The sequence below is a fragment of the Frankia sp. CeD genome, assembly GCF_000732115.1.
GTDB lineage: Bacteria > Actinomycetota > Actinomycetes > Frankiales > Frankiaceae > Frankia > Frankia casuarinae.
In genome coordinates this window covers 71080-92776 of the sequence record NZ_JPGU01000006.1, presented here as the reverse complement: position 1 = coordinate 92776, position 21697 = coordinate 71080, and the positions used below count along the sequence as shown (strand labels likewise).

Annotated in this window: 18 protein-coding genes and 3 pseudogenes (1 of these 21 cut by a window edge); 11 read left to right on the top strand and 10 right to left on the bottom strand. The window is 70.0% G+C overall.

The annotated features are described in order from the left end of the window. Positions 1–795, bottom strand: the 5' portion of a protein-coding gene (locus CED_RS06260) for a DegT/DnrJ/EryC1/StrS aminotransferase family protein (RefSeq protein WP_035909124.1). The gene continues 336 nt to the left of window position 1, outside the view; 795 of the gene's 1131 nt are visible here — the first part of the coding sequence; it begins with the start codon at positions 793–795; its stop codon lies off the left edge, out of view. 1789 nt (positions 796–2584) lie between these two features. Between CED_RS06260 and CED_RS06250 the strand changes: the two genes are divergently transcribed. The 4 genes from CED_RS06250 to CED_RS06235 all read left to right on the top strand — a co-directional run bounded on the left by CED_RS06250 (position 2585) and on the right by CED_RS06235 (position 5680). After that, positions 2585–3469 (top strand): alpha/beta fold hydrolase, encoded by an 885-nt coding sequence (locus CED_RS06250; protein ID WP_035909120.1) that lies wholly within the window; start codon positions 2585–2587, stop codon positions 3467–3469. Between the two features lie 181 nt (positions 3470–3650). After that, positions 3651–4259, top strand: coding sequence for a phage holin family protein (locus CED_RS06245; RefSeq protein ID WP_035909118.1), 609 nt, complete (start codon positions 3651–3653; stop codon positions 4257–4259). 125 nt (positions 4260–4384) lie between these two features. Then, positions 4385–4927, top strand: a complete 543-nt coding sequence (locus CED_RS06240) for a DUF3618 domain-containing protein (RefSeq protein WP_035909115.1) — start codon at positions 4385–4387, stop codon at positions 4925–4927. Between the two features lie 306 nt (positions 4928–5233). Then, on the top strand, positions 5234–5680 hold the full coding sequence (locus CED_RS06235; protein ID WP_011434688.1) for an SRPBCC family protein: 447 nt from the start codon (positions 5234–5236) through the stop codon (positions 5678–5680). 143 nt (positions 5681–5823) lie between these two features. Here the strand turns inward: CED_RS06235 and CED_RS06230 are convergent, their stop codons facing one another. After that, positions 5824–6966, bottom strand: coding sequence for a sensor histidine kinase (locus CED_RS06230; RefSeq protein ID WP_235186930.1), 1143 nt, complete (start codon positions 6964–6966; stop codon positions 5824–5826). Positions 6967–7354: 388 nt separating this feature from the next. On the opposite strand from CED_RS06230, the gene CED_RS06225 reads away from it, so the two are divergent. Next, positions 7355–9949, top strand: coding sequence for a Tex family protein (locus CED_RS06225; RefSeq protein ID WP_011434686.1), 2595 nt, complete (start codon positions 7355–7357; stop codon positions 9947–9949). 275 nt (positions 9950–10224) lie between these two features. Here the strand turns inward: CED_RS06225 and CED_RS06220 are convergent, their stop codons facing one another. From CED_RS06220 to CED_RS06195, 6 genes are all read right to left on the bottom strand, one after another. Then, positions 10225–10713 (bottom strand): carbonic anhydrase, encoded by a 489-nt coding sequence (locus tag CED_RS06220; RefSeq protein ID WP_011434685.1) that lies wholly within the window; start codon positions 10711–10713, stop codon positions 10225–10227. A 60-nt stretch (positions 10714–10773) separates the two neighbouring features. Beyond that, positions 10774–11757 (bottom strand): aromatic/alkene monooxygenase hydroxylase subunit beta, encoded by a 984-nt coding sequence (locus tag CED_RS06215; protein WP_235186929.1) that lies wholly within the window; start codon positions 11755–11757, stop codon positions 10774–10776. 44 nt (positions 11758–11801) lie between these two features. Continuing rightward, complete coding sequence (locus CED_RS06210) at positions 11802–12107, bottom strand: MmoB/DmpM family protein (RefSeq protein ID WP_011434683.1); 306 nt, start codon at positions 12105–12107, stop codon at positions 11802–11804. Beyond that, on the bottom strand, positions 12104–12559 hold the full coding sequence (locus CED_RS06205; protein WP_235186928.1) for a Rieske 2Fe-2S domain-containing protein: 456 nt from the start codon (positions 12557–12559) through the stop codon (positions 12104–12106). The genes CED_RS06210 and CED_RS06205 overlap by 4 nt, the downstream gene beginning before the upstream one ends. Continuing rightward, entirely contained in the window at positions 12552–12800 is a 249-nt protein-coding gene (locus CED_RS06200) for a toluene-4-monooxygenase system B family protein (RefSeq protein WP_011434681.1), read from the bottom strand. Before CED_RS06200 ends, CED_RS06205 begins: the two co-directional genes overlap by 8 nt. Positions 12801–12888: 88 nt before the next feature. Further along, positions 12889–14412 (bottom strand): aromatic/alkene/methane monooxygenase hydroxylase/oxygenase subunit alpha, encoded by a 1524-nt coding sequence (locus CED_RS06195; RefSeq protein WP_035909224.1) that lies wholly within the window; start codon positions 14410–14412, stop codon positions 12889–12891. 314 nt (positions 14413–14726) lie between these two features. Here CED_RS06195 and CED_RS21385 point away from each other — a divergent pair, with 314 nt between their 5' ends. After that, complete coding sequence (locus tag CED_RS21385; RefSeq protein WP_051868692.1) at positions 14727–15401, top strand: MarR family winged helix-turn-helix transcriptional regulator; 675 nt, start codon at positions 14727–14729, stop codon at positions 15399–15401. Positions 15402–15548: 147 nt separating this feature from the next. On the opposite strand, the gene CED_RS06185 is transcribed toward CED_RS21385, so the two are convergent. Then, a complete protein-coding gene (locus CED_RS06185; protein WP_011434678.1) occupies positions 15549–16142 on the bottom strand; it encodes an NADPH-dependent FMN reductase in 594 nt (197 codons plus the stop codon). Between the two features lie 113 nt (positions 16143–16255). Between CED_RS06185 and CED_RS06180 the strand changes: the two genes are divergently transcribed. Next, complete coding sequence (locus tag CED_RS06180; RefSeq protein ID WP_011434677.1) at positions 16256–17089, top strand: helix-turn-helix domain-containing protein; 834 nt, start codon at positions 16256–16258, stop codon at positions 17087–17089. A 342-nt stretch (positions 17090–17431) separates the two neighbouring features. Beyond that, positions 17432–18412, top strand: coding sequence for a glycoside hydrolase family 26 protein (locus CED_RS06175; protein ID WP_369807796.1), 981 nt, complete (start codon positions 17432–17434; stop codon positions 18410–18412). Positions 18413–18539: 127 nt separating this feature from the next. On the opposite strand, the pseudogene CED_RS22220 reads toward CED_RS06175, so the two are convergent. Next, positions 18540–18865 (bottom strand): annotated as a pseudogene (locus CED_RS22220) (DDE-type integrase/transposase/recombinase); the annotation flags it as partial. Between the two features lie 303 nt (positions 18866–19168). Between CED_RS22220 and CED_RS26055 the strand changes: the two are divergent. The 3 genes and pseudogenes from CED_RS26055 to CED_RS06160 all read left to right on the top strand — a co-directional run. Then, positions 19169–19340, top strand: a pseudogene (locus CED_RS26055) (IS5/IS1182 family transposase); the annotation flags it as partial. A gap of 717 nt (positions 19341–20057) precedes the next feature. Next, positions 20058–20809 (top strand): annotated as a pseudogene (locus tag CED_RS06165) (lanthionine synthetase C family protein); the annotation flags it as partial. Positions 20810–20823: 14 nt separating this feature from the next. Beyond that, positions 20824–21657, top strand: coding sequence for a thiopeptide-type bacteriocin biosynthesis protein (locus CED_RS06160; protein ID WP_083282336.1), 834 nt, complete (start codon positions 20824–20826; stop codon positions 21655–21657). Positions 21658–21697 lie beyond the last annotated feature (40 nt).

The window sequence follows — 21697 nt, the reverse complement described above, 5'->3', positions numbered from 1 at the left end:
GTCCAGCGCGGCGTCGTACCGCGCGGCTACGGCGGCGCGGGNCGCCAGGAAGTCAGCGAGATGCCGCAGATGCACCCGGCCGGTGACCGCATGAATCTCGCTGAGCCGCCAGGCGTACCCCTGCTTGATATGGACGTTCCCGAGAAAACCGGCTTTGCCCTGGTCACGATAGATCCGAGCGGCTTCGTGAATGGCGGGATCGGACGTGAGGATCATTCCGCCCTCACCGCTCGTGATGACCTTGGTTGGATAGAACGAGAACGCTCCCGCGATCCCGAACGACCCAGCGTGGCCGTCGCCGTGGCGGCTGCCGTGGGCATGTGCCGCGTCCTCGACCAGCGCGATGCCTCGATCGTCACAGAAGGCCCGCAACTCGGCCACGTCCGGCGGGATCAGCCCACCGATATGGACCAGGACAACGGCGCGGGTCCGCGGCGTCACCGCGGCCTCGACACTGCGGGCGGTCAGGGCAAAGGTGTCCGAACTCACATCCGCGAAAACCGGCATGGCACCGGCCCGCAGCACCGCGAAAGCGGTCGCCGCAAACGTGTTCGTCGGCACGACGACATCCGCGCCTTCGACACCGTGACTGCGAAGGATGATCTCCAATGCGGCTGTTCCACTGCTCACGGCGACCGCGAACGGGGCCTCGTGAGCCGCGGCGAATGCCGCCTCGAATTCAGCGGTATGGACGCCCAAGGTCAGCGCACCGGTGGCCAGGATCTCGGTCGCGGCCGATGCGATCTCCGCGCGATCCTCCGGTGAGAAGACGATACGCGCCGCAGGGACANGCACCTGTTCACCCCTACCTTCCGAGTCATTCCCGTGCGAGCGAGCCGGCCAGCCCCCATAGCGGCTGCGCCGCGACGAAGGACCCGGTCGGGACGAGCCGCGGCCTTCGCGGCATCACCGACTCCGAATTCCGCCGGCCTCCCGCCAGCGACCTACCGCGCTCCCTCCGACCCCTACGGAGGNAACCATCGGCTTTGTCGGTACATGCCCAAAACAGGCTATCGATCCCGATCGCCGGCATGTCCGCAGCCCATGGCCACTCCCCACGAAACATCTCATATCTGTCCGAACGTAGCCAGACCTGTCAGCAAGGCGATATTCCCGCAAGAGGGGAAAGGCATCCGTCACTAAAAACCGCCAACCCGCAACACGTGGTGATCGACGGCGACGCCACTCACCGCGACGACCACGGGGCCGCCCACGGCGACCCAGACCTGCTCCTCCAGCACCGCAGCCGTCCGGACCTCGTCGTTACGGCACCGCCGTTACGGCACCGCCGTTACGACACCGGTCCCGACCAGCCGCTTCCCGGGCACGGCCAAGGCCGGGAGACCTGCATCGTCGCGCCTCCGATACCCAGCGCAACGCTCAATCACTCCGAGTAATACTCTCCCAGGTAGCCACGGAGGCAGCGGACGCCACCCCGCTGTCCGTTCCTGTCGATGAACCGCGACCTCGACCGAGGACGCAGGGCGGGAACGAGCAGACACTGCGGCAGACACTGATCGCCACGCGAACCACGCCCGTGGGCACGCGGACGACGATCAGTTGAAGACGGATGAACCGGATGGATGACGCGGCCGGCCGGGGCTGACCGGCTGTCGAGAAATCACCCGGTCGGAGTGGGCGACCAGGAAAAGATCCTCAACGGTCGAACCAGGGCCGTTCGCTCGGGAACGGTCTGGATGCAACCGGACACAAGTAGTCCCGACGAGACCATCTCACCCAACGTACGGGGGGAACGCAGGTATACGGCCTCGTCGGGACTTGGTGAAAGTGTACGACCCCCATCTGTCGGGCGCGACGGGACCAAGGTCCCTAACGGTTTCCGCACCCTCGACTCTTGNCAAAGAGCGCCGCAGTGTGCCTCGTGGGGCGAGAATGGTCACGATGCCGTCTCCCGGAAACCGATCTTGCACCGGCGTGTGCCGTAGGGCGGCCAGTGGGACGGCCGCCTCCACGCCAGCCCGATTTTGATCGCCAGGGTTCTGGCGACGTCCCCCGCACCTCCGGAGACGGACGACTCGGGCACCAGGGCCGGCGGGGTCGGCAACGGGGCGGGCGGCTCGCCCGGGCCGGACGGCAGTCCCCGAAAGGTCGAAATTTCGGGCTAGATTACCGGTTCTGTTGCACATGGGAAACATCAGAATGCTTCGCTGCACCCCGTGCGGCGAAGGGAGTGGCGGCGGTCACGGGAATATCCGCGGCGGNGGGATGCCCGTGGCACACGACGCGTATTCCCGGGAACGGGNGTGACGCCGCACGGGGCCGCCGGGCTCCGGTACCGGACCGGTCACCTCGCCGGACCGAGTGCACACGCGCTGTTCGCACCCGGCGGCGTCGGGCGTCCTGCGTATCGGCCGAGGCGGGTCGACCGCCGACGCATCTACGCAGGCCGGTCCAGCATTACATGATCGCCGCCCCGCGGTGGCCGTCTCATCGCCAATCCGNCAACACGGCCGCGAACGGCCTGAACGCAGGCCTGGCGGTGTTGTATCAGGGGNGGGACACGTCGCCGCGGCCGGCGACGATGGAACCACCCGCCCGACGAACCGAACGGCAGAGACCTGGGATGGATGACGAAGCACCGGCCTGGTTCGAGGCCGCCCTTGACCACCGACCGGAGCGGCACGAGACCGAGGTGGCGGGCGCGACTATCAGTTACCGCTGCTGGGGCAGGGGCGGCCGGCCGGCGATCGTGCTGGTCCACGGTGGTGCCGCCCACGCGGGCTGGTGGGACCACATCGCGCCGATGATTCCGCGGGAGTACCGCGTCATCGCACTGGATCTGTCCGGCCACGGTGACAGCGACCGGCGCGAGGACTACTCGCTCAGTACCTGGGCGGCCGAGGTGATCGGTGTCATCGACCACGCCAAGGTCGCCTCGCCCCCGATCATCATCGGGCACAGCATGGGCGGCTGGGTGACGATCACCACCGCAGCCCAGTACCCGGACCGGGTCGCCGGCATCGTCGTCGTCGACTCCCCCGTGCAGGAGTTCACCCCGGAGGAACGGGCGGCCCGGGACCGGACGGCGTTCGGCCCGCTGCGGGTGTATCCGACAGCGACCGACGCGCTGGCCCGGTTCCGGGCGGTGCCGGAGCAGCCCTACGTGCTGCCGTTCATCATCGATCACGTCGCCCGGGGTTNGATCGGGTCGGTCCAGGGCGGCTGGACGTGGAAGTTCGACCCGAAGGTGTTCGGCAACCGGACCCCGTCGCCCGAGGTACTACGCAAGGTGCACTGCCGGGTCGCGCTCTTTCGGGCCGAGAAGGGCCTGCTCACCCCCGACATCGGTGTCCAGATGTACAACCTGCTCGGGCGGGTGGCACCGGTGATCGAGATCCCGCTCGCCGGCCATCACGTCATGCTCGATCAGCCGTTGCTACTGGTCACCGGGATCCGGACGATCCTCGCCGACTGGGAGCACTCCTCCCCGCAGGAACGGGTGGACTGACGACCGGGTGCGCCGGCCGCGGGCGCGGGAGCCCGGCGGAAAGCGGACGAGACGGTAATTCGTCCCAGGTGGCGCGACTGCCGGGGTTAAGCCGCCGATCCTAGGGAATCCGCAGATCGTACGTTGTTCCGCGGGTACGGCTACGCGGACGCCCCGCCAGGAGAAGCCGCAAGGAGAACCCATGAGGAGTGCGCACCGGCGGCAGTCGGGAACGATCGGTATTCCCTACCCGGACGATAGCGCCCCGTACGTGGCTGGTGCACGGGTGCGGACCTCATCGGATGCCACCCAGGCTCTCCGGGCCGCGCCGGGCCCGCCGGCTGCCGGGAGCACGAGCGGGGACCGCGGATCGACCGGCAACCACGGATCGACCGGCAACCACGGATCGACCGGTGACCGCGAATCAACCGGCAACCACGAATCAACCGGGGAGCTGGTGTCCGACGTCGTCTCGGACATCTCCACACTGTTCCGCCAGGAGCTCGCCCTCGCCAAGGCCGAGATGCGCGAGGAGGTGGAGAAGGCCGGCAAGGGCGCCCGCATGTTCGCCNTAGCGGGCGGCGCCGGTTACTTCACCCTGCTTTTCGCCTTGTTGGCCGTCATGTTCGGCTTGGGGGAGGTGATGGCGCTGGGCTGGGCCGCCCTCATCATCACTGTCGTCCTCGGCGTCGTCGCGGCCGTGCTGGCCATGAGGGGTCGTTCCACCGTGCGCACGGTCCACCCCACTCCGGCGCAGACCGTGGAGACGCTGCGCGAGGACGTCCAGTGGGCGCAGGGCCGCCGCGGGTAGTTCGTCCCCCACCACCCTCGGGTTCGTCCACCCNCCCACCACCCCGTGTCGCCACTCCCGTGCCGCCCACCACCCCGTGTTTCCGCGGAACCACCGGCAGAAGCATCAGAAAGGTCAGGTTCGCAGTGACAAGCACGAGTCCGGATAAGATCCGGTCCGACATCGAGGCGACCCGGGCGCGGCTCGGCAGCGACCTCGACCAGCTCTCCGACCGGGTCAGCCCGCAGAAGGTCGCCGGTCGCACCGCACAGGACATCAAACGCCGGGTGACCACGGCGACCGAGGCGGTCCGCCCGAAGGTCGCGGCGACGACGGAGATCGCGGCCGAAAAGGCCCGGGACACGGCGGATCAGGCGAAGGCCACCGTACGCCGGCAGCTTGACGCCCACCCGCAGCTCGCCGTGACCGCACAGAAGGCCCGCGCGACGGCCGGCAGCGCCGCGGGTACGGCCACGCAGACCGTGCACAAGCAGCTCGAGGCGCACCCGCAGGTGGCGGCGAAGGCCGGCCAGGTGCGCGACACCGCGGGCAGCGCCCTCACGGCCGGCCGGCAGAAGGCCGCCGACAACCCGCNGGCGGCGGGGTCCGCCGCCGGGCTGGCGGCTCTGCTCGTGATTCTGCTGTTCATCCTCCGGCTCCGGCGGCATTGCGGGATCGACCCGGGGTAGCGGTCCCCGACGCTCTCGGCGGCGCTCGCCACACTCGGCCCGGCGGCGCGCGATCTGGCCGCTCTGGTGGGCGTCCACCTGCTCGCCGACTGTAACTCCAAGTAATCAACTGCGCCGCTCGGCGCCCGTCAAGCCGGGAAGCGCGACGGGCGAGGGCGACGGACTACGGGTCAGATGAGACGGTCAGGGGCACGCGAGCCTGGCGGCCCGCCCGTGGCGCCACGGGTTCTCTCCCGGACGAGCACGGCTGCCGGGAGGAACGCGGACTTCGGCCGAGAGCCGGCCGGAGCGAGGAAGGAGGAGCTGGTGGGACAGATCGAGGTCGTCGTCAGGCGGGTCGTGCCGGGCACCCCCGAGCAGGTTGTCGCGAAGCTCGCGGACTACCAGGGCGCCCGCGCCCGAGCCTGGCCAGAGAACGTCTCCGAGTACCGGGTGTTGGCGGGGGGCCACGGTGCCGGGACCCGCATCGCCTATCGGCTCCAGGCAACCCGCAAGCGGGTGCGTCAGATCGACGCGACCGTCTCCGTCCCCGATGCGAGCACTCTCGTCGAGGCGGACCAGAACTCCTCGCTGTGCACCCGCTGGCACATCGTCCACGGCTCCGGGCCGGACCAGAGCCTGGTCACGGCGACGACGACCTGGGACGGTGCGGGCGGTGTCGGCGGCTTCTTCGAGCGCGCGTTCGCCCCCATCGGCGTCCGCAAGCTGCACACCGCGGTCCTGGACAAGGTTGCCGGACAGTCCGGGGGCTAGGATCCGGCCGCCGAGCGGTGCAGGGTCGGCCATACTTCCCGCGTCGGCCCCGCCGCCATCAAACCTGCCCGGCCCATCAAACCTGCCCGGCCCACCGAACCCGGCCGGCGAGCCGGACCCGGCCGGGCTGGGGCGAAGCCCCGTTAGACGTACATGTACATCCGCACGGTCGTGCCAACCCGGGTCGACCGGAGCTGGACGAGATCGCACAGCTGGTTGACGAGCCACAGCCCGCGGCCGCCGCCCAGGGACAGGTCCGGGCGGCGGCGTCCGGCCAACCGGTCGTACAGCCGGCCGCCGTCGCGGACCTCGCAGATCAGGCAGGCGTCGTCCGTCCAGAGGCGGACCGCTCCGTGGCCCCCGCCGTGGTGCACGCTGTTCGTGGCGACCTCGTGCACGGCCAGCTCGAACTCGCCGGTCCGCTCGGCGCCCAGGCCCCAGGCCAGGGCGACCCGGATCACCTCGGCGCGGACGTGCCCCAAGTCGCGCGGGCCGAAGGCGAACTCGACGCGGGGAACGCCGAGGTCCGGCAGGGCCTCGGCCAGCGGGTCGGGGCCCGGACTCGCGACGGCGGACCCGGGCGGTCGATACCGGGAACTGATCCGGCCCAGCCCGCCCTCCACCACCGCGGGATGGGTGCGCCAGATCTCGTCAACGAGCGCCGGGCCGATCCGGCCCACGTCATAGAGGCACCGCAGCCGCCACGCCGGCGGCGCGGCGAACGCCTCGTTGAGCAACGCCTCGTGCAGCATGGATTCCCGCCGCTCCGGGCCGGACCGGGCCAGCCATGTCGGCTCGCCGATCCCCCGTACCAGCCGACCGCGCTCGACACCGAGATCCAGAAAATCCTGCCAGGCCGGAATAACCCGGGCCGGGTTACGACCAAGCTCGGCCATATCGAGAAAAGAGACGCGCTGCGCGGCCCGACCGAGGGCTGCGCGTAACTGGCGTATCCGCGGCTGTGTCACGGCTACCAGGACGGCCTCGTCGACCGCGAGTCCGGCGAGCACGAAATCGCGCGTTGCGCTGAGGAANCCGGCGTCGCCCTGATACAGGAAAGCCTCGTGCCGAATCCCGTCGGCCCCACTTCCACCGGTGACCGGGCCACAGATGGAGCCCAGGGTGCTCCCGTGGCTCACTTCACACCCCGGCGCGGCAAAACGCGGGTCGCCCCCGTGGGAACCCACCCGCCCACTCACCGCGACCTCGGCGGCGGAATGCCGAGAATACACGCGGCCCGCGCCGGCAGCCCCGTCCCCAGTGTGCACGGGCACATCGTAGGTCATGCCGAACCAATGGGATATACCCCGCAACGCAATCAGACCGCCCAGCTCGTCAGAGCTGGTAGCGGAAACGACCCGACCAGCCCGGAACCGGTTCTCCGGCCGGGCGGACCACGCCGGGCCGGGCCGGTCGCCGCCGTGACCGCGCCACGCGGGGACGATGCCCGAGACCAGGAGGCCGGCGCTCGAGACCAGGAGGCCGCGGGAACGCGGGAACGCGGGAACGCGGGAACGCGCACCGGGACCGCCGCCCGCGGGCGGAAAACCTCGTGATCACCCGTAGTCTCGCAGTCAGGGCGTCGGCGCGGGTCTCACCGCGCGGCGCCCGAGCGACGACGCGGCCGACCCCGGCCCGGCGACCGAAGATCGACGAGAAGGCGGATCAGGGATTGTGACGACGACATCTGTCCCGCAGCGTTCCATCCATCAGCGGATCGCCGAGGAGCTCGGCGTGCGCCAGGGGCAGGTGACGGCGGCGGTCGACCTGCTCGACGGTGGTGCCACCGTGCCCTTCATCGCCCGCTACCGCAAGGAGGCGACCGGCACCCTCGACGACACGCAGCTGCGCACGCTGGAGGAACGGCTGCGTTACCTGCGGGAGCTGGAGGATCGGCGCGCCGCGATCCTCGAATCGATCCGGTCGCAGGGCAAGCTGGACGACGCCCTGGAGGCGCAGATCCTCGCCGCCGACTCCAAGGCCCGGTTGGAGGACATCTACCTGCCCTTCAAGCCGAAGCGGCGGACCAGGGCGCAGATCGCCCGGGAGGCCGGCCTCGAACCGCTGGCGGAGAGCCTGCTGGGCGACCCCTCGCTCGACCCGTACGCCACGGCGACGGCCTACGTCGATCCGGAGAAGGGTGTGGCCGACGCGGGTGCCGCGCTGGAGGGGGCGCGGGCGATCCTCGTCGAACGGTTCGCCGAGGACGCCGACCTGATCGGCACGCTGCGCGAGCGGATGTGGTCGCGTGGTGTCCTGGTATCCCGGGTCCGGGAGGGCAAGGAGGAGGCGGGGGCGAAGTTCTCGGACTACTTCGACTTCTCGGAGCCGTTCACCTCGTTGCCGTCGCACCGCATCCTCGCGGCGTTCCGGGGGGAAAAGGAGGAGATCCTCGACCTGACCCTCGAACCGGACGTGCCGGCGGAGCCGGACGCCGCCCCGCCGCCCGGGCCGACCGACTACGAGACGCGGATCGCCGAGGCGTTCGGGATCTCCGACGCGGGCCGACCGGCGGACCGGTGGCTCCTCGACACGGTCCGCTGGGCCTGGCGCACCCGCATCCTCGTGCACCTCGGCATCGATCTACGGATGCGGCTGTGGACGGCCGCCGAGGACACCGCCGTGCGGGTGTTCGCGGCGAACCTGCGTGACCTGCTGCTCGCGGCGCCGGCCGGAACCCGGGCGACCATGGGTCTCGACCCGGGGTACCGCACCGGAGTGAAGGTCGCCGTGGTCGACCCGACCGGCAAGGTGGTCGCCACCGACACCATTCATCCGCACGTCCCGGCGCGGCGGTGGGACGAGTCGATCGCCACCCTGGCCCGGCTCGCCCGGGAGCATCGCGTCGACCTGATCTCGATCGGGAACGGGACGGCCTCCCGGGAGACCGACAAGCTCGCCGAGGACCTCATCCGCCGGCACTCGGAGCTGTCGCTGACGAAGGTGACGGTCTCGGAGGCGGGGGCGTCGGTGTACTCGGCGTCCGCCTACGCCGCGGCGGAGCTTCCGGGGCTCGACGTCTCACTGCGCGGGGCCGTGTCGATCGCCCGGCGGCTGCAGGACCCGCTCGCGGAGCTGGTGAAGATCGACCCGAAATCGATCGGGGTTGGGCAGTACCAGCACGACCTGTCCGAGTCCCGGCTGTCGTCGTCCCTGGACGCGGTGGTCGAGGACTGCGTGAACGCGGTGGGGGTGGACGTCAACACCGCGTCCGCCCCGCTGCTGACCCGGGTGTCCGGAATCGGGGCGAGCCTCGCGGAGAGCGTGGTGCGCCACCGCGACACGCACGGGCCGTTCCAGACCAGGGCCGCCCTGAAGGACGTCCCCCGCCTCGGGCCGAAGGCGTTCGAGCAGTGCGCCGGCTTCCTGCGCATCCCCGACGGGGACGACCCGCTGGATGCCTCCAGCGTGCACCCCGAGTCCTACCCGGTGGTGCGGCGCATCCTCGCGGCGACCAGCGGCGACCTCGGCTCCCTCATCGGCAACGGGGCGGTCCTGCGAGCCCTGAAGCCGAGCGAGTTCGTCGACGACACCTTCGGCCTGCCGACCGTCACCGACATCCTCGCCGAGTTGGAGAAGCCCGGCCGTGACCCGCGGCCGGCCTTCAGGACGGCGGCATTCACCGAGGGGATCGAGACGCTCGCGGACCTGGTCCCCGGCATGACCCTGGAGGGGACCGTCACGAACGTCGCCGCGTTCGGGGCCTTCGTCGACATCGGCGTTCACCAGGACGGCCTGGTGCACGTGTCGGCGATGTCGAAGAACTTCGTCAGCGATCCGCGCGAGGTCGTCAAGCCCGGCGACATCGTGACGGTGAAGGTTCTCGACGTCGACATCCCCCGCAAGCGGATCTCGCTGACGCTGCGGCTGGACGACGAGGCCGGTGCCGGGGGCCCGGGCCGCCGGGACGGCGAGGGTGACCGGCGGGGAGCCGCGGGTGCGGGCGCCGGACGCGGCGGAAGCCGTGATCATGGTGATCGGCGGAATGGCGGCCGGGGCACCGCGAGTGCGGGCGCCGGACGCGGCGGAAGCCGTGATCATGGTGATCGGCGGAATGGCGGCCGGGGCACCGCGAGTGGCGAACGCGGTGGTGCCGGCGGGCGCGGTGCCGGTGGTGCCGGCGGGCGCGGTGCCGGTGGCAGGAACGGTTCCGGTGGCCGCGGTGGATCCAGCGTGCCGGACGGCGCGATCGCCGAGGCGCTGCGCCGGGCCGGCATCGTCAACGGCGACCAGATCACTCTCGGTGAGTCCGGCCGCAAGCGCGGCTGACCCACTGACCAGGTGACGGGTGGGGCCGGTGGGTCGGGCCGGTGGGAATCACCGGCTCCGGTGCCGCCCACCGACCCCACCCACCTGGCCCCCAGGGGTGCTTCGCGGATCGACGGTACGGATCCCCGAAGCACCCCGACGGCGGGCGAAGCCCGGTGCCGCCAGAAATACGGCATCGTCAGAAATACGGTGCCGTCAGAAAGAACCGATGATGATGCCGGTAATGGTGAGTCGATACTCGAAGGCGCTGAACAGCAGGGTGCGGCAGGCGGATATCACGCGACTTCGGTGAGCAGTCCGGTGGCAACATCGAAGATGAAGCCGCGGATGGCGTCGGTATGCGGGATGAACGGGCTCGCCTTGATCCGCGCAATCGACTGGCGTATGTCTTCGGCCAGGTCGGTAAACGACTCCACGGCCCATTCTGGTTTGATCCCGGTCTCGTCCTGGATCGAGCGTTTAAAATCGTCGTCGGTGAAGGTCAGCATGCCGCAGTCGGTGTGGTGGATCAGGATGATCTCGCGGGTGCCGAGCAGGCGCTGGCTGATCGCGAGGGAACGGATCTCGTCGTCGGTGACGACGCCGCCGGCGTTGCGGATGACGTGAGCCTCGCCGTCGCCCAGGCCAAGGATCGCGTAGACGTTGAGCCGTGCGTCCATGCAGGCGACGGCGGCGATGTGCTTGGACGGCGGCAGCGGAAGCGGCCCGGCGAAGGTCTTCGCGTAGGCGGCGTTGTTGGTCAGGTAGTCGTCGGTGACGGACATGGGTCCTTCCCGGGGGCGGATCGGTGGTGGAGGCCGGAGGTTCAGGCGGGATCCGCCGGTTCAGGCAGGATCCGCCGTGCCGGTCCAGGAGGCACGGAACGCCGCGGTGGTCGCGGCGACGGTGGTGGCGACCTCGGCCGGGCTGGCCGGGTTCGGGGCATTGTCGAACAGGGCCGCCAAGCCCGCGACGGCCTTCTCCGCGCGGGGGCGCCAGTTTTCTTCCCAGGCGGCGAGAACCGCGGCGTTGTCGGGGCGTCCGGCGATGGCGTGGCGGGCCAGGGCCGCGCTCCACGCCCGGCTGCGGGCGCCGTCGACGCCGGACTCGCGCAGCAGCTGGGCGGTCAGGCCGTCGCCGTTGGCGTCCGCGAGATCGGCGAGGGCGGTCTTGAGCAGGGTGTCGAGCGCCGGCTTGACGACGAGGTTCAGTGCCGTGAAGGCCTCCGCCCAGTCGTAGGCGACCAGCAACCGCTCCAGCGCCTCTCGGGCGGGTTGCCAGGCCGGGTCGTCTTCCCAGAACCGTCGGGTGACCCGGCTGTCGGCGAGGTCGGCGCCGTGGACCAACGACAGCGCCTTGGCCCGGTAGGCGATCCACTGCAGAGCGCGCAGTTCGTCGGCGGCCTGGAAGAACGCGGCGTTGCTGACGTAGGCGCTGGGTCCGAGTTGGCCGACGTACAGGCTGGTGATCTGCAGCACGTGGAACAGGTAGCGGGCGGGCAGGTAAAGCCGCGCGAGGACGCCCACCCAGACCGGGTCCAGGCCGGCATCCGCATCGAGGGCCTCGAAGTGGTCGACGACACCTTCGGCGTAGATCTCCCGGTCGTGCTGCAGGGCGATGTAGCGGCGGTAGTTGAGCTGGGCGGGGNCGCGGAACTCCTCCCAGTCCACGCCCCGCAGCGGCGAGCCCTCGCGGTAGCGCAGGTACCACCGGTTGATCGGACTGTTGGGATCAAGGTCGAACGGGGCCGGCTGCCGCCCGAAGTGGTAGTGGAAGTGGCCGGTGACGGTCTCGTACTCGTTGGGCTTGCGGCGGGCCCCGTCGAACACACTCCAGGNGCGCAGAGGCCTCGCCGTGGGGGNGGNGGNCATCCTCAGTCCTTCCGGTCCAGGTACCAGACGAGTTCGTCGTCGCTCACGTACCGCATCCGCCCGGCAAAGCCGGCGAGGGCGGGTTCGAGGGTGGCGAGCGGGACGGACCGGCCGGCGGCCTCCTCCAGGCTGGTGCGGGTGACCCGCAGGAAGCGGGGCGCGTTGATGCGCACGTAGCCGTTGCGGTCCTCCACGACCAGCGTCTGGTCGGGGTTGTCCTTCTCGATCGCGGCGTGCAGTGCCTCGACGACGTCCGGATCGAATCCGCGGACGATGGGGCCTACCAGGCGGCTGGAGTCGGCGGTCATGAAAATCGTCTCCCCGTCGGGGCCGCGGTCGCATCGCCACGGCAGCGGTGGTAGTGACGTCGGCCGTCGGGTGGGATCCCGACAATGATCCGCTCGCCGTCGGCGCGCACCGGGAAGCTGTACAGCCGGCAGTCGCTCGGGTTGAGGCTCTCGCCGGTCGCCAGGTCGAACTCCCAATGATGCGCGGCGCAGGTGAGCACCCCGTCCTCGACGGCGCCGTTGACCAGCGGGAACCGCGAGTGCGGGCACACCGCCTGGTACGNCCGTAGCGCCCCGCCGGGCAGGTGTGCCAGCAGCACCTGCTCGGCGCCCGCGGTCACCTCGAGCACATCGCCTTCCCACACCTCGTCCAGCGAGGCGACGTCGGTCCACGCCACTGTGGTGCCACCCGCCGACGCACCACCCGCCGACGCACCACCCGCCGACGCACCACCCGCCAACGCGCTACTCATCGAAGAAGGCTTCGACATGGTCGAGCGGGCCGACGCCGGCCTCGCCGATGCGCGCCTCGCGGGCGAGCACCTGACCGTTGTGGCGGATCCCCACCGGCGCGTCGCTGGCCGGCAGACGCCGGCCCACAACGTGGTGAGCGATCTTTTGGCCGACGACCTCGACGGTGTCGGCGTCGTCCACCGCCACCAGCAGCGACACGAAGTCGTGTTCGAAAACCGCGCTCAGCGGCAGCAGAGCCATCGGGCCCCCTCGGAGTGCTCGTGGACGTACTCGTGGACGTACTCGTGGCAGTGCTCCCGCGCTCCGGGGGTCACCTGTGCCCAAGACGTCATCGCCGTGCCGCCCTGGCGCCGGTTGCGCCCGCCGCCGCGGCCTGCGCCCAGGCGTAGCCGGTGGCATCCTGTCCCTGCTCGGCCGGCGACAGCCCCATGTAGGCGAGCACGCCGCCGAGGTCGGGCGGGCTGATCTCGCCGGCGAGGAACCGGTCCACCAGCGACCGGTGCCCGGCGAACCGCTCCGGACGCCGCGCGAAGATCCACTTGCAGGGTTCCGAGCAGAACAGGTAGTCACGGCCCCCGTGGGTGTGGCGCAGCGGAGCGGCCGAGGCCAGCGCGCCGGCCTCCACGCCGGCGGCCCGCACGATCGGCAGCTGGCACAGATTGCACACCAACGGCAGCGTCTCCGGGAAGGTGGCCTCGACCTTCCCCGCGCGGATGTTGTCGCCGATGACATCCCAGTACTTGCCGAACGTGCGGTTCCAGCCCGGGTACTTCTCCTCCAGCCACACCCGCTCGTCCGCCGAGACGCCGGCGTCCGGGTTCCACCAGACCGTCGGCCGCCAGTTCCACACCCCGAGGTGAATCGCGTGGTGGTACCAGGTGAGTTCGTTGACGAACTCCTCCCAGTACCACGGATACTCCAGGCCAAAGTCCCGGAACTGGTCGGAGAACTGCTTGATCACCCACTCTTCGATGAATTCCTTGAACGACATCGTCCGATGCTCGAGCGGGGTGTAGTAGTCCATCGACAGGCCGGTCAGCAGCGCNAACACCCGCCATGACCGCCAGAACATGTGATCGATGAGGAACTGGCCCCAGTCCTTGTGGCCGCCCTCGGCAAGGATCTTGATGGTCGGCTCGCCCTGCTGGGCATGGCGGGCCTCGTCCGTCTGGATACTGGAGATCAGCGATCCGAACTCCAGGTCGCCCACCTTGATCGCGTCGGCCGCCATGCCGAGGAACTGCAGGTTCGTGAAACCGGTCTCAAGGGTGAAGGTGAGCTGCAGCGCGATCGACAGCGCGTCGTTGGCGACGAACATGTCGTCGAACAGCTGCCGGACCGCGAGCACGATCCAGTCGTTCGTGTGGAACGCCTTGAGCGCCCAGTCGGCCCGCGGCTCCTTCCCGATCAACCCATAGGGGAAGAACGCCTGGATCTGGCCGTGCCGGACCTCGTCGAGCGTGCCGAACGTCGCCGTATTGCGCCACGCCGCCGCCCGCCCGAACCGGCCCATCCGCGCCTCACCGATGGAGGCGAGGTACTCCGGCATCGTGATCGCGCCGTAGTGCGCCAGGATCACCGACTTCCATCCCGGGTCGAGCTTCTCGAACAGCGCCGAGCGGGCGATCGCGTTCTTGACCGAGTACGTCGTGGTGTCCTTCGTCACCTGGTTGTGCACGTACTCCCGATAAGTGATCTTGTATGGCTCGTCCCAGGCCAGCCACCCCTCGGCTGGGACCCGGCCCGTCCCCGACAGCTCCTCTGGGAAGACGTCCTGCTCGGACACATAGCCAAACGACCAGTTGGTGTCGCGGGCAAGATCGTACCAGTCACTGCGGGCAAGCTTCGGCATGCTCGCCTCCTTGGTGTTCCCCCACGGACGCGAACCGAACCCGCCCGGTCCGGCGACGCTCCCGCGCCGCACGGCCCAACCCGGCATCGGCCGCTATCTCGACAATTTCAGTCGACAAGGAGAACTATGTGCGGGACGACCTTTGATGTCAAGGACTCCTAACGATCCGGTCCGGGCGGATCGGATTGCTAAGGTCCACTCGCGGGTTCCGACCTTCCCCGTTACGACCCTCGCGGCGGGTCGGCCGTCGCGAACCCGGGAAAGTCCCAACGGCAGGAGGCAGCGGTGCTGGCGATACACGCGGCGTTCGGACCGTGCGCGTGAGACCGCCCGGCACCCCCGAGGAACGCCACCCCGGACTCGACGCGAAGATCGTGGCCGCCCTCGACCGGATCGGCGAGGCCCTGCAGGTGCTCGCCCGCCGCCTGGCCGAGGCGCACGACCTGNCCCCCNCCCAGCTTCGGGTCCTCGCCCGCATCTATGCGGGACCNCCCCCGCCGGCCCGAACCAGCGCGCTGGCACGTGAACTCGACGTGGCCGACCCCACCGTCAGCGACGCCGTGGCGGCCCTGCGCCGCAAAGGGCTCGTAGGCCGCCAGCAGGACCCCGCCGACCGGCGTCACTACCGGCTACACCTCACCGCCGACGGCCAACGGACCGCGCACGCGGTCTCCCGGTGGACCGCCCCGGTCGAGGTAGCGACCTCCAGGATCCCCCGCCCGGACGGCGAGCACCTGCTCGCAACCCTCCTGGACCTGCTGGAATGCCTGCACGCCGAACATCTGATCAGCGTGACGCGCGCGTGCACCACCTGCCGGCACTTCNANCCCGCNCCCCGCCACGCCCGACCCGCCCGCCACGCCCAACCCACTGTTCACCGCTGCGCGTTCTTCGACTACCGCCTCGGACCGTCCGACATCCGGGTCGACTGCCCGGAACNCCNCNCCCAGGAGGAGTTCNCCCGCCGCGGCGCCGCGGGCGGCCGGTAACACCGAACGGGGCCAACCGGGTCATGCACGTCAACGTCCACAGCGCCGCGGTCGGCCTGCCCGACGGCACGCCTGCGGGGTCCGTTGTCGACAGCTCACCGATCAGCTGCGCGAGGAGGGGGCCTGCGGGCCCATCATCACGAGACACTAGTCGGGGTAGGGCACCTCGGCGCGTGCCTTCTGGAGTGCGGCGGCCCACCAGGCAAGCTGGTTGAACAACGTCTTGGCGTAGCCGGGAGCGTCGGGATCAGCTGGCCGGCCAGCATCCCAGTTCACGAAGTAGTTCGGGAATGCCAGCCCGTCGCGAATGGTCACCGCGTGCAGCTCGGTGAGGACGTTCTCCAGGTGCAGGACCGCGTGCCGACCACCCGCCGCGCCGCCGTAGCTGACAAAAGCGACCGGCTTCGCGGTCCACTGGGTGAAGTGCCAGTCGATGGCAGCCTTCAGTGACGCCGGGTAACTATGGTTGTATTCGGGGGTTACTAGGACGAACGCGTCCGCGGCGTCGAGTCGCGCGGTCAGGGGNGCCATGCCCGCCGGGCGCGGGTATGAGTCTCCGGCGTACTTCGGCGACGCGGCGGGCAGGGATAGGGGGATCTCAAAGTCGGCGAGGTCGACGACCTCTACGTCGAAGCTCCCATGCGCGGAGGCCTGTTCGGCGACCCATGAGGCCACGACCGGTCCGAACCTCGCCTCGCGCACGCTGCCGACGACGATGACAAGTTTGCTGGTTTCGCTCATGCGTCACATGTTCGGTCGCGCCGGCAGCGGCAGCCAGACCGAGCGCAGGCTGGCCCTGATAGGGCCAGCCTCGGACGGCGTACCGAGGCCGTGCCGGTCTTACAGTGAAGAGCGTGAGTACGCCGCTGGGTGACTTCCTCCGCGCCAGGCGCGATGCCACCCGGCCCGAGACGCTCGGCCTGCCGGCAGGCCCCCGGCGCCGCGTCCCGGGGCTACGGCGGTCGGAGCTGGCTTCGCTGGCAGGAATCAGCGTTGAGTATCTCGTCCGGATCGAGCAGGGGAGCGACCGCAACCCATCGGCCTCCGTCGTCAACGCGCTCGCCGACGCGCTGCGCCTCGACGTCTCCGAGCGGGAGCACCTGCGCTACCTGGCCAAGATCGCCGCTGGCGTGTGTATCGGCCCGCTCACCCAACCTCGGCTGGAGGTCAGGCAGACAGTGCTCAAGCTGCTCGACCAGCTCGAGCCAGGGATCGCACTGGTCACCAACCGCCTGGGTGACATCCTCGCGTACACCAGTGGCTTCGACCTGGTCGCCCGACCGTCGGGGCTGCTCGATACCGACAGGCCCAACCTCACGCGCTTCGTCTTCACCGACAGGCGCGCCCGCGAGGTCTTCCCGGAATGGGATCAGATCGCCGACGAACGAGCCTTCGACCTGTGGCACGGCCCGTCGGCCGAGCGCTCGGCCCAATTCAGGGCGGAACTCGCTCCGGTCGCCGGCGACGACTTCACCCAGCGACTGAACCGGCACGCGCTACCACGGCGCGGTCCGCTGCGGTGGACACACCCCGTGGTTGGTGAACTGCGGCTTGACCGCGAGGTCCTGGAGCTCCCACCCGCCGATGCTCAGCAGCTGGTGGTATTCCTTCCCGCCGACGACACGACCGCCGACACGTTGAACCGGTTGCGCAGGAGGGGCGGTACCAGCCTGCGTGCCGTCAACTGAGCAAATATGGCGGCACGCCGCCACTCTTATCGAAGTCAAGCAGGTCCAGGTGTCCCCGTGGAGCAGTACCCGCGGGGGCTCGGTGTTCTCCGGCATCTGATCGCCGCGATCGNCCGACCTGCCAGCATGATCGATCCTGGGCTCGCCCGCCACATCCGCGACGACTGTCCGATACGACACTGACGTAACGGTATGGTTGGTTTTCGTGGTACCGGAGCGCCAGGAAGGACCGAGGGACCCGATGGAACGTGCAGCGTGACGGCCCGGCAGCGAGGTCGGGCCGGGTACCGGGCTCGCCCGGGCAGGCCGTTATGGATGCCGCTGACCGCACTGACGATGGTGATGGCTGTTGTGCTGGGCGTGGCGGCCTGCTCGGATCAGCCCGAGCGTCCCCGCGCTCCGCGGCCGTCACCAACCACCACGCCCCCCTCCGCCGTGGAGCCGGCACCGTCCGGGCTGGGCTGGGTATCCGGCGCCAATGGAAACTTCCCGGCAGACGTGACCGCGTGGGCGGCGTGGACCCGCCGTCCCGTCGACCTCGCGATCGTTTTCACGGACCGCGCCAACTGGCCGAGCATCACCACGGCGTCCTGGCCGGTCGGGGCGTTCACCCGGGCAGCCTTTCCCGGGGAGCTGTCGGTGGCGCAACCGCTGTACCCGCAGAACGGCAATGAACAGGCGTGCGCTCGCGGTGAGTACGACGGCTACTGGGCCCAGTTCGGGCAGACTCTGTCGAAGTACGGCCGCGGCGACGCCTACGTGCGCCTCGGCTGGGAGTTCAACGGGGACTGGTTCTGGTGGCACGTCNGGGATCCGCAGGCGTGGAAAAGCTGCTTCCAACACGCCGCCACCGCGATCCGGTCGACCGCTCCGCACGTGAAGATCGACTGGAACATGACCGCGCACCGCGACAGCCTGCCCGGCAGCGGCGCGGACGTCTGGTCCGCCTACCCCGGCGACGCCTACGTCGACGTCGTCAGCATCGACTCCTACGACTCCTATCCGGCGTCCACGACGGAGCAGGTCTGGACCCGGCAATGCCAGCAGCGTTCCGGGCTGTGCACCGTCGCCGCCTTCGCCCGCGCCCACGGCAAGCGGTTCGCCGTCCCCGAATGGGGACTGGTGCGCTCGACCGGCGGTGGCGGCGACAACCCGTTCTACATCGAGAAGATGCACGAGTTCTTCGCGGCGAACGCCGGACTCCTCGCCTACGAGGCCTACTACAACAACGCGGAAGCTGACAACGTGCAATCCTCCCTGCACAACCCGAACCTGAGCCCGAACAGCTCCCGCCGCTATCTCGGCCTGTTCGGAAAGGACTGACGGCGGCGCCGGCGCGGACGTGGCCGTCGGCGACGTGTCCGCCTGCCAGCAAGCCGAGGGTGATCCCCGGGGGCTCTGTTGCGTTACGGGGAAGCTGGGCATGCCAGCGGGCCGGGGCGTCTGTCGGTCAGATAGCGGTAGCGAGTTCGGTGAACGCGGCGGCCAGCCTCAGCTGTGGGTTGCTGTCGATCCCGAGTTCGGAAGTGGCCGCGGCGGACGTTCTGGACTAAGGCGTGTCCGGCGCTGAGAGTTTGGACCGAGCGCAGCCATTTCAGCCCGCGCGGCGTCGTGCTTTGAGTCGGCCGTGGTCGGCTTCGATCCGGTTGTTCTCCCGGGCGGCGTCGACATGGCAGGCATCCCAGGCAGCAGCTCGTCGAGGAGCCTCGGGTAGACAGGTGCCTTATCGGTGGTGATCGCCACCGGCCGCCGACCATGCGTCAGCGCCCGAACGAACGAACCGTCAGGACCGCGACGGCGCCCGCCAACTGCTGGTCGACCACTACTTCACCGCCCCCAGCTGCCGGTTCCTGTTCGTGGACGACGTAGCTGAGGACAGCCTTGACCGGGGCATGCCGGGAAGGGCGGGAGCAGTCCTGACGTACGCGGGTCTTCGCGTCCGAGAGTCGTAGGCCCAACGCTACCGGCCACCGGACAGCCTGCTCACGTTCCTCGACAACCTCTGTCCTGTCTGGTGGCGGGCAGGTTCGTGGCCGGCCGAGGGCCGTGGAGCGGGACGGAGGTCTCGTAGTAGTCCGAGCATACGGCGGGTTCGCCGGCCGGNTCGTGACCTGGGCCGCCACCGTCATGAAGACCACCGTGGAGATCGTCCGGAAGAAGGAAGGACAGAAAGGCTTCCAGCCGCTTCCGAAGCGGTGGGTGGTGGAACCGCACCCTGGCCTGGATCGCCGGCCACCGCCGCCTCGCTCGGGACTACGAACGCGACCCGGCCAGCTCTGCCACCTTCGTCCACTGGGCCATGATCCGCACCATGGCCCGTCGTAAACATTCAGCTTCATTGTTGATGTTGCTGTGAGTGGTTGGCGCTCGTTCCGGGTCCGACTGTTGGCTGATGTGTGGCGCATCGGATCTGGTGCGTGTGGTGATGTGGTGGGGTGCCGCCGCCGGAGGAGATGTCGCGTGAGGANCTGGTTGCTCTCGTGGTGGCGCGGGCGGGGCTGATCGAACAGCTGCGGGCCGGGATCGCCGAGCGGGAGGAGCGGCTGGCTGGGCAGGAACGTCGGGTCGAGGAGCTGGCGGCGGAGGTCGACCGGTTGAGGCGGGCGGGCTCGCGGAACTCGGGGAACCCGTCGTTGCCGCCGTCGTCGGACGGGGTGCTGCCGGGCCGGGTGGGGCCGAACCGGGCTGAGCGCCGTGCCGCCGGGGGCGGGAAGAAGAAACGTGGTAAGCAGCCGGGCAGGACGGGTGGACGCTGGCTTGGCGGGAGGACCCGGACCCCGGGTCGAGGCGCATTTTCCGGTCGGGGTGTGTGACTGCGGGGCGGCGCTGGCCGGGGCGAGGCCGGCGGGGGNCGCCCGTTCGCACCAGTCCCACGATCTCACCCCGGCCCGGGTCGACCGTGACCCAGCATGATCTCTACCGGGTCGTGTGCGGCTGCGGGCGCCGTCATGTGGCCGCCCGGCCCGGCGGGGTGACCGGGCTCGGCGTCGTAGCCCGCCGCCTCGACGATCTTGACCTGCTCCGCGAGGTCCTCGCCTACCTGGTGCTTCTCACGGAGCCGATCGACGGCCTGCCCGGCTGGTGGTGCCCCCACGGCCCAGCCGCACGAAGGCCGGCCCGCCCGGTGGGCATGGCAACCACGGGATCGCCCACGGCATCACGGGCCCCGCCGCGCTTCTGGCCCTCGCCCTGCTCGACGGCGTCCGAGTCGACGGACAGGAACAGGCGCTCAGGACGATCTGCCAGTGGCTCGATACCTGGCGGCGGCCAGCCAGCGAAGGATCGTGGTGGCCGGAGTTCGTCACGCTCGACGACCTCGACCGCGGCGAGCCCCGCCAACGCGGCCCGCTGCGGCCGTCGTGGTGCTACGGCGCTCCGGGTATCGCCCGCACCCAACAGCTCGCCGCCCGCGNCCTCGGCGACACCACCCGCGAGCACCTCGCTGAAACGGCGTTCGCCGCCTGCATCCGCGACCCGGCCCAACTGGCCCGGCTCACTGAACCCGGCCTCTGCCACGGGACCGCCGGGCTACTCGCCACCGCACGCCGGATCGCGGCCGACGCGCGAACCCCTATCGCCCTCGCACCGCTGCTGCGTCTGCACCAGGACACCGCCGCTGCGGCGGACGCATCCCCTGGCTTCCTCGACGGGTCGGCCGGGGCCGAGCTCGCCGTGGCCGGGACCACGACGTCTTGGGACGCCTGCCTCCTGCTTTGCTGACCGGAAGGCCCGACATGCACGAGACCCCATGGAAACAGCTGAACATCCGCTACCCCGGCCCGCAGCCCCGCGGGCGGGAAGACCAAGCCATCGGTCACCTGGCGCGCATCCTGCCCCGCGCCGAGGCGGACGGGCTCATCACCTCCTGGTTCTTCATCCGCAAGGGCGCCTGGCGCATCCGCTACCTGACCGCGCAGGACACGGACGGCCAGTACGACACGACCACCGACCGCCCCCACGCGCTGCTCACCGATGGAGTCCGCTGGACCGCCGACATCTACGAGCCAGAGGTCCACGCCTTCGGCGGCCCCGCCAGCATGAACGCCGCCCACGAGCTGTTCCACCACGACAGCAACCACCTGCTGTCGTTCCTCGCCACCAACCCGACCGACCGGCGCGAACACTCCCTCGTGCTGTGCACGGCGCTCATGCGCACCGCAGGACTCGACTTCAACGAGCAAGGAGATGTCTGGGCACGGATCGCAGAGCAGCGCTCGGTCTTCGCCAACCCGCCGTCGGACCCGCAGGTCTGGGCCTCCTTCACAGGCGACGTCCACCGTCTCCTCGTCGGCGAAGCCCGCGCAGACCTCCTCGGCAGCTGGCTCGACGCGTTCGAGGACGCGGGCGGAACGCTCCGGAAGCTCCGCGAAGAGGGCCAGCTTACCCGTTGGATACGTGCCATCATCGCACTACACGTGATCTTCCACTGGAACCGGCTCGGCCTCCCCGCCCGCGCACAGGCCATCCTCGCGACTGCCGCCCGGCAAGCCGTCCTCGGTCCCGCCCATCACCTTGATCGGCTACGCCCTGACCATCCCCGGCTCCTACGCTCAGGGTCCGCCCTGTGACACCTTCTAGCGTCGCCGTGCGCGCCGCCGTAGGGAGACT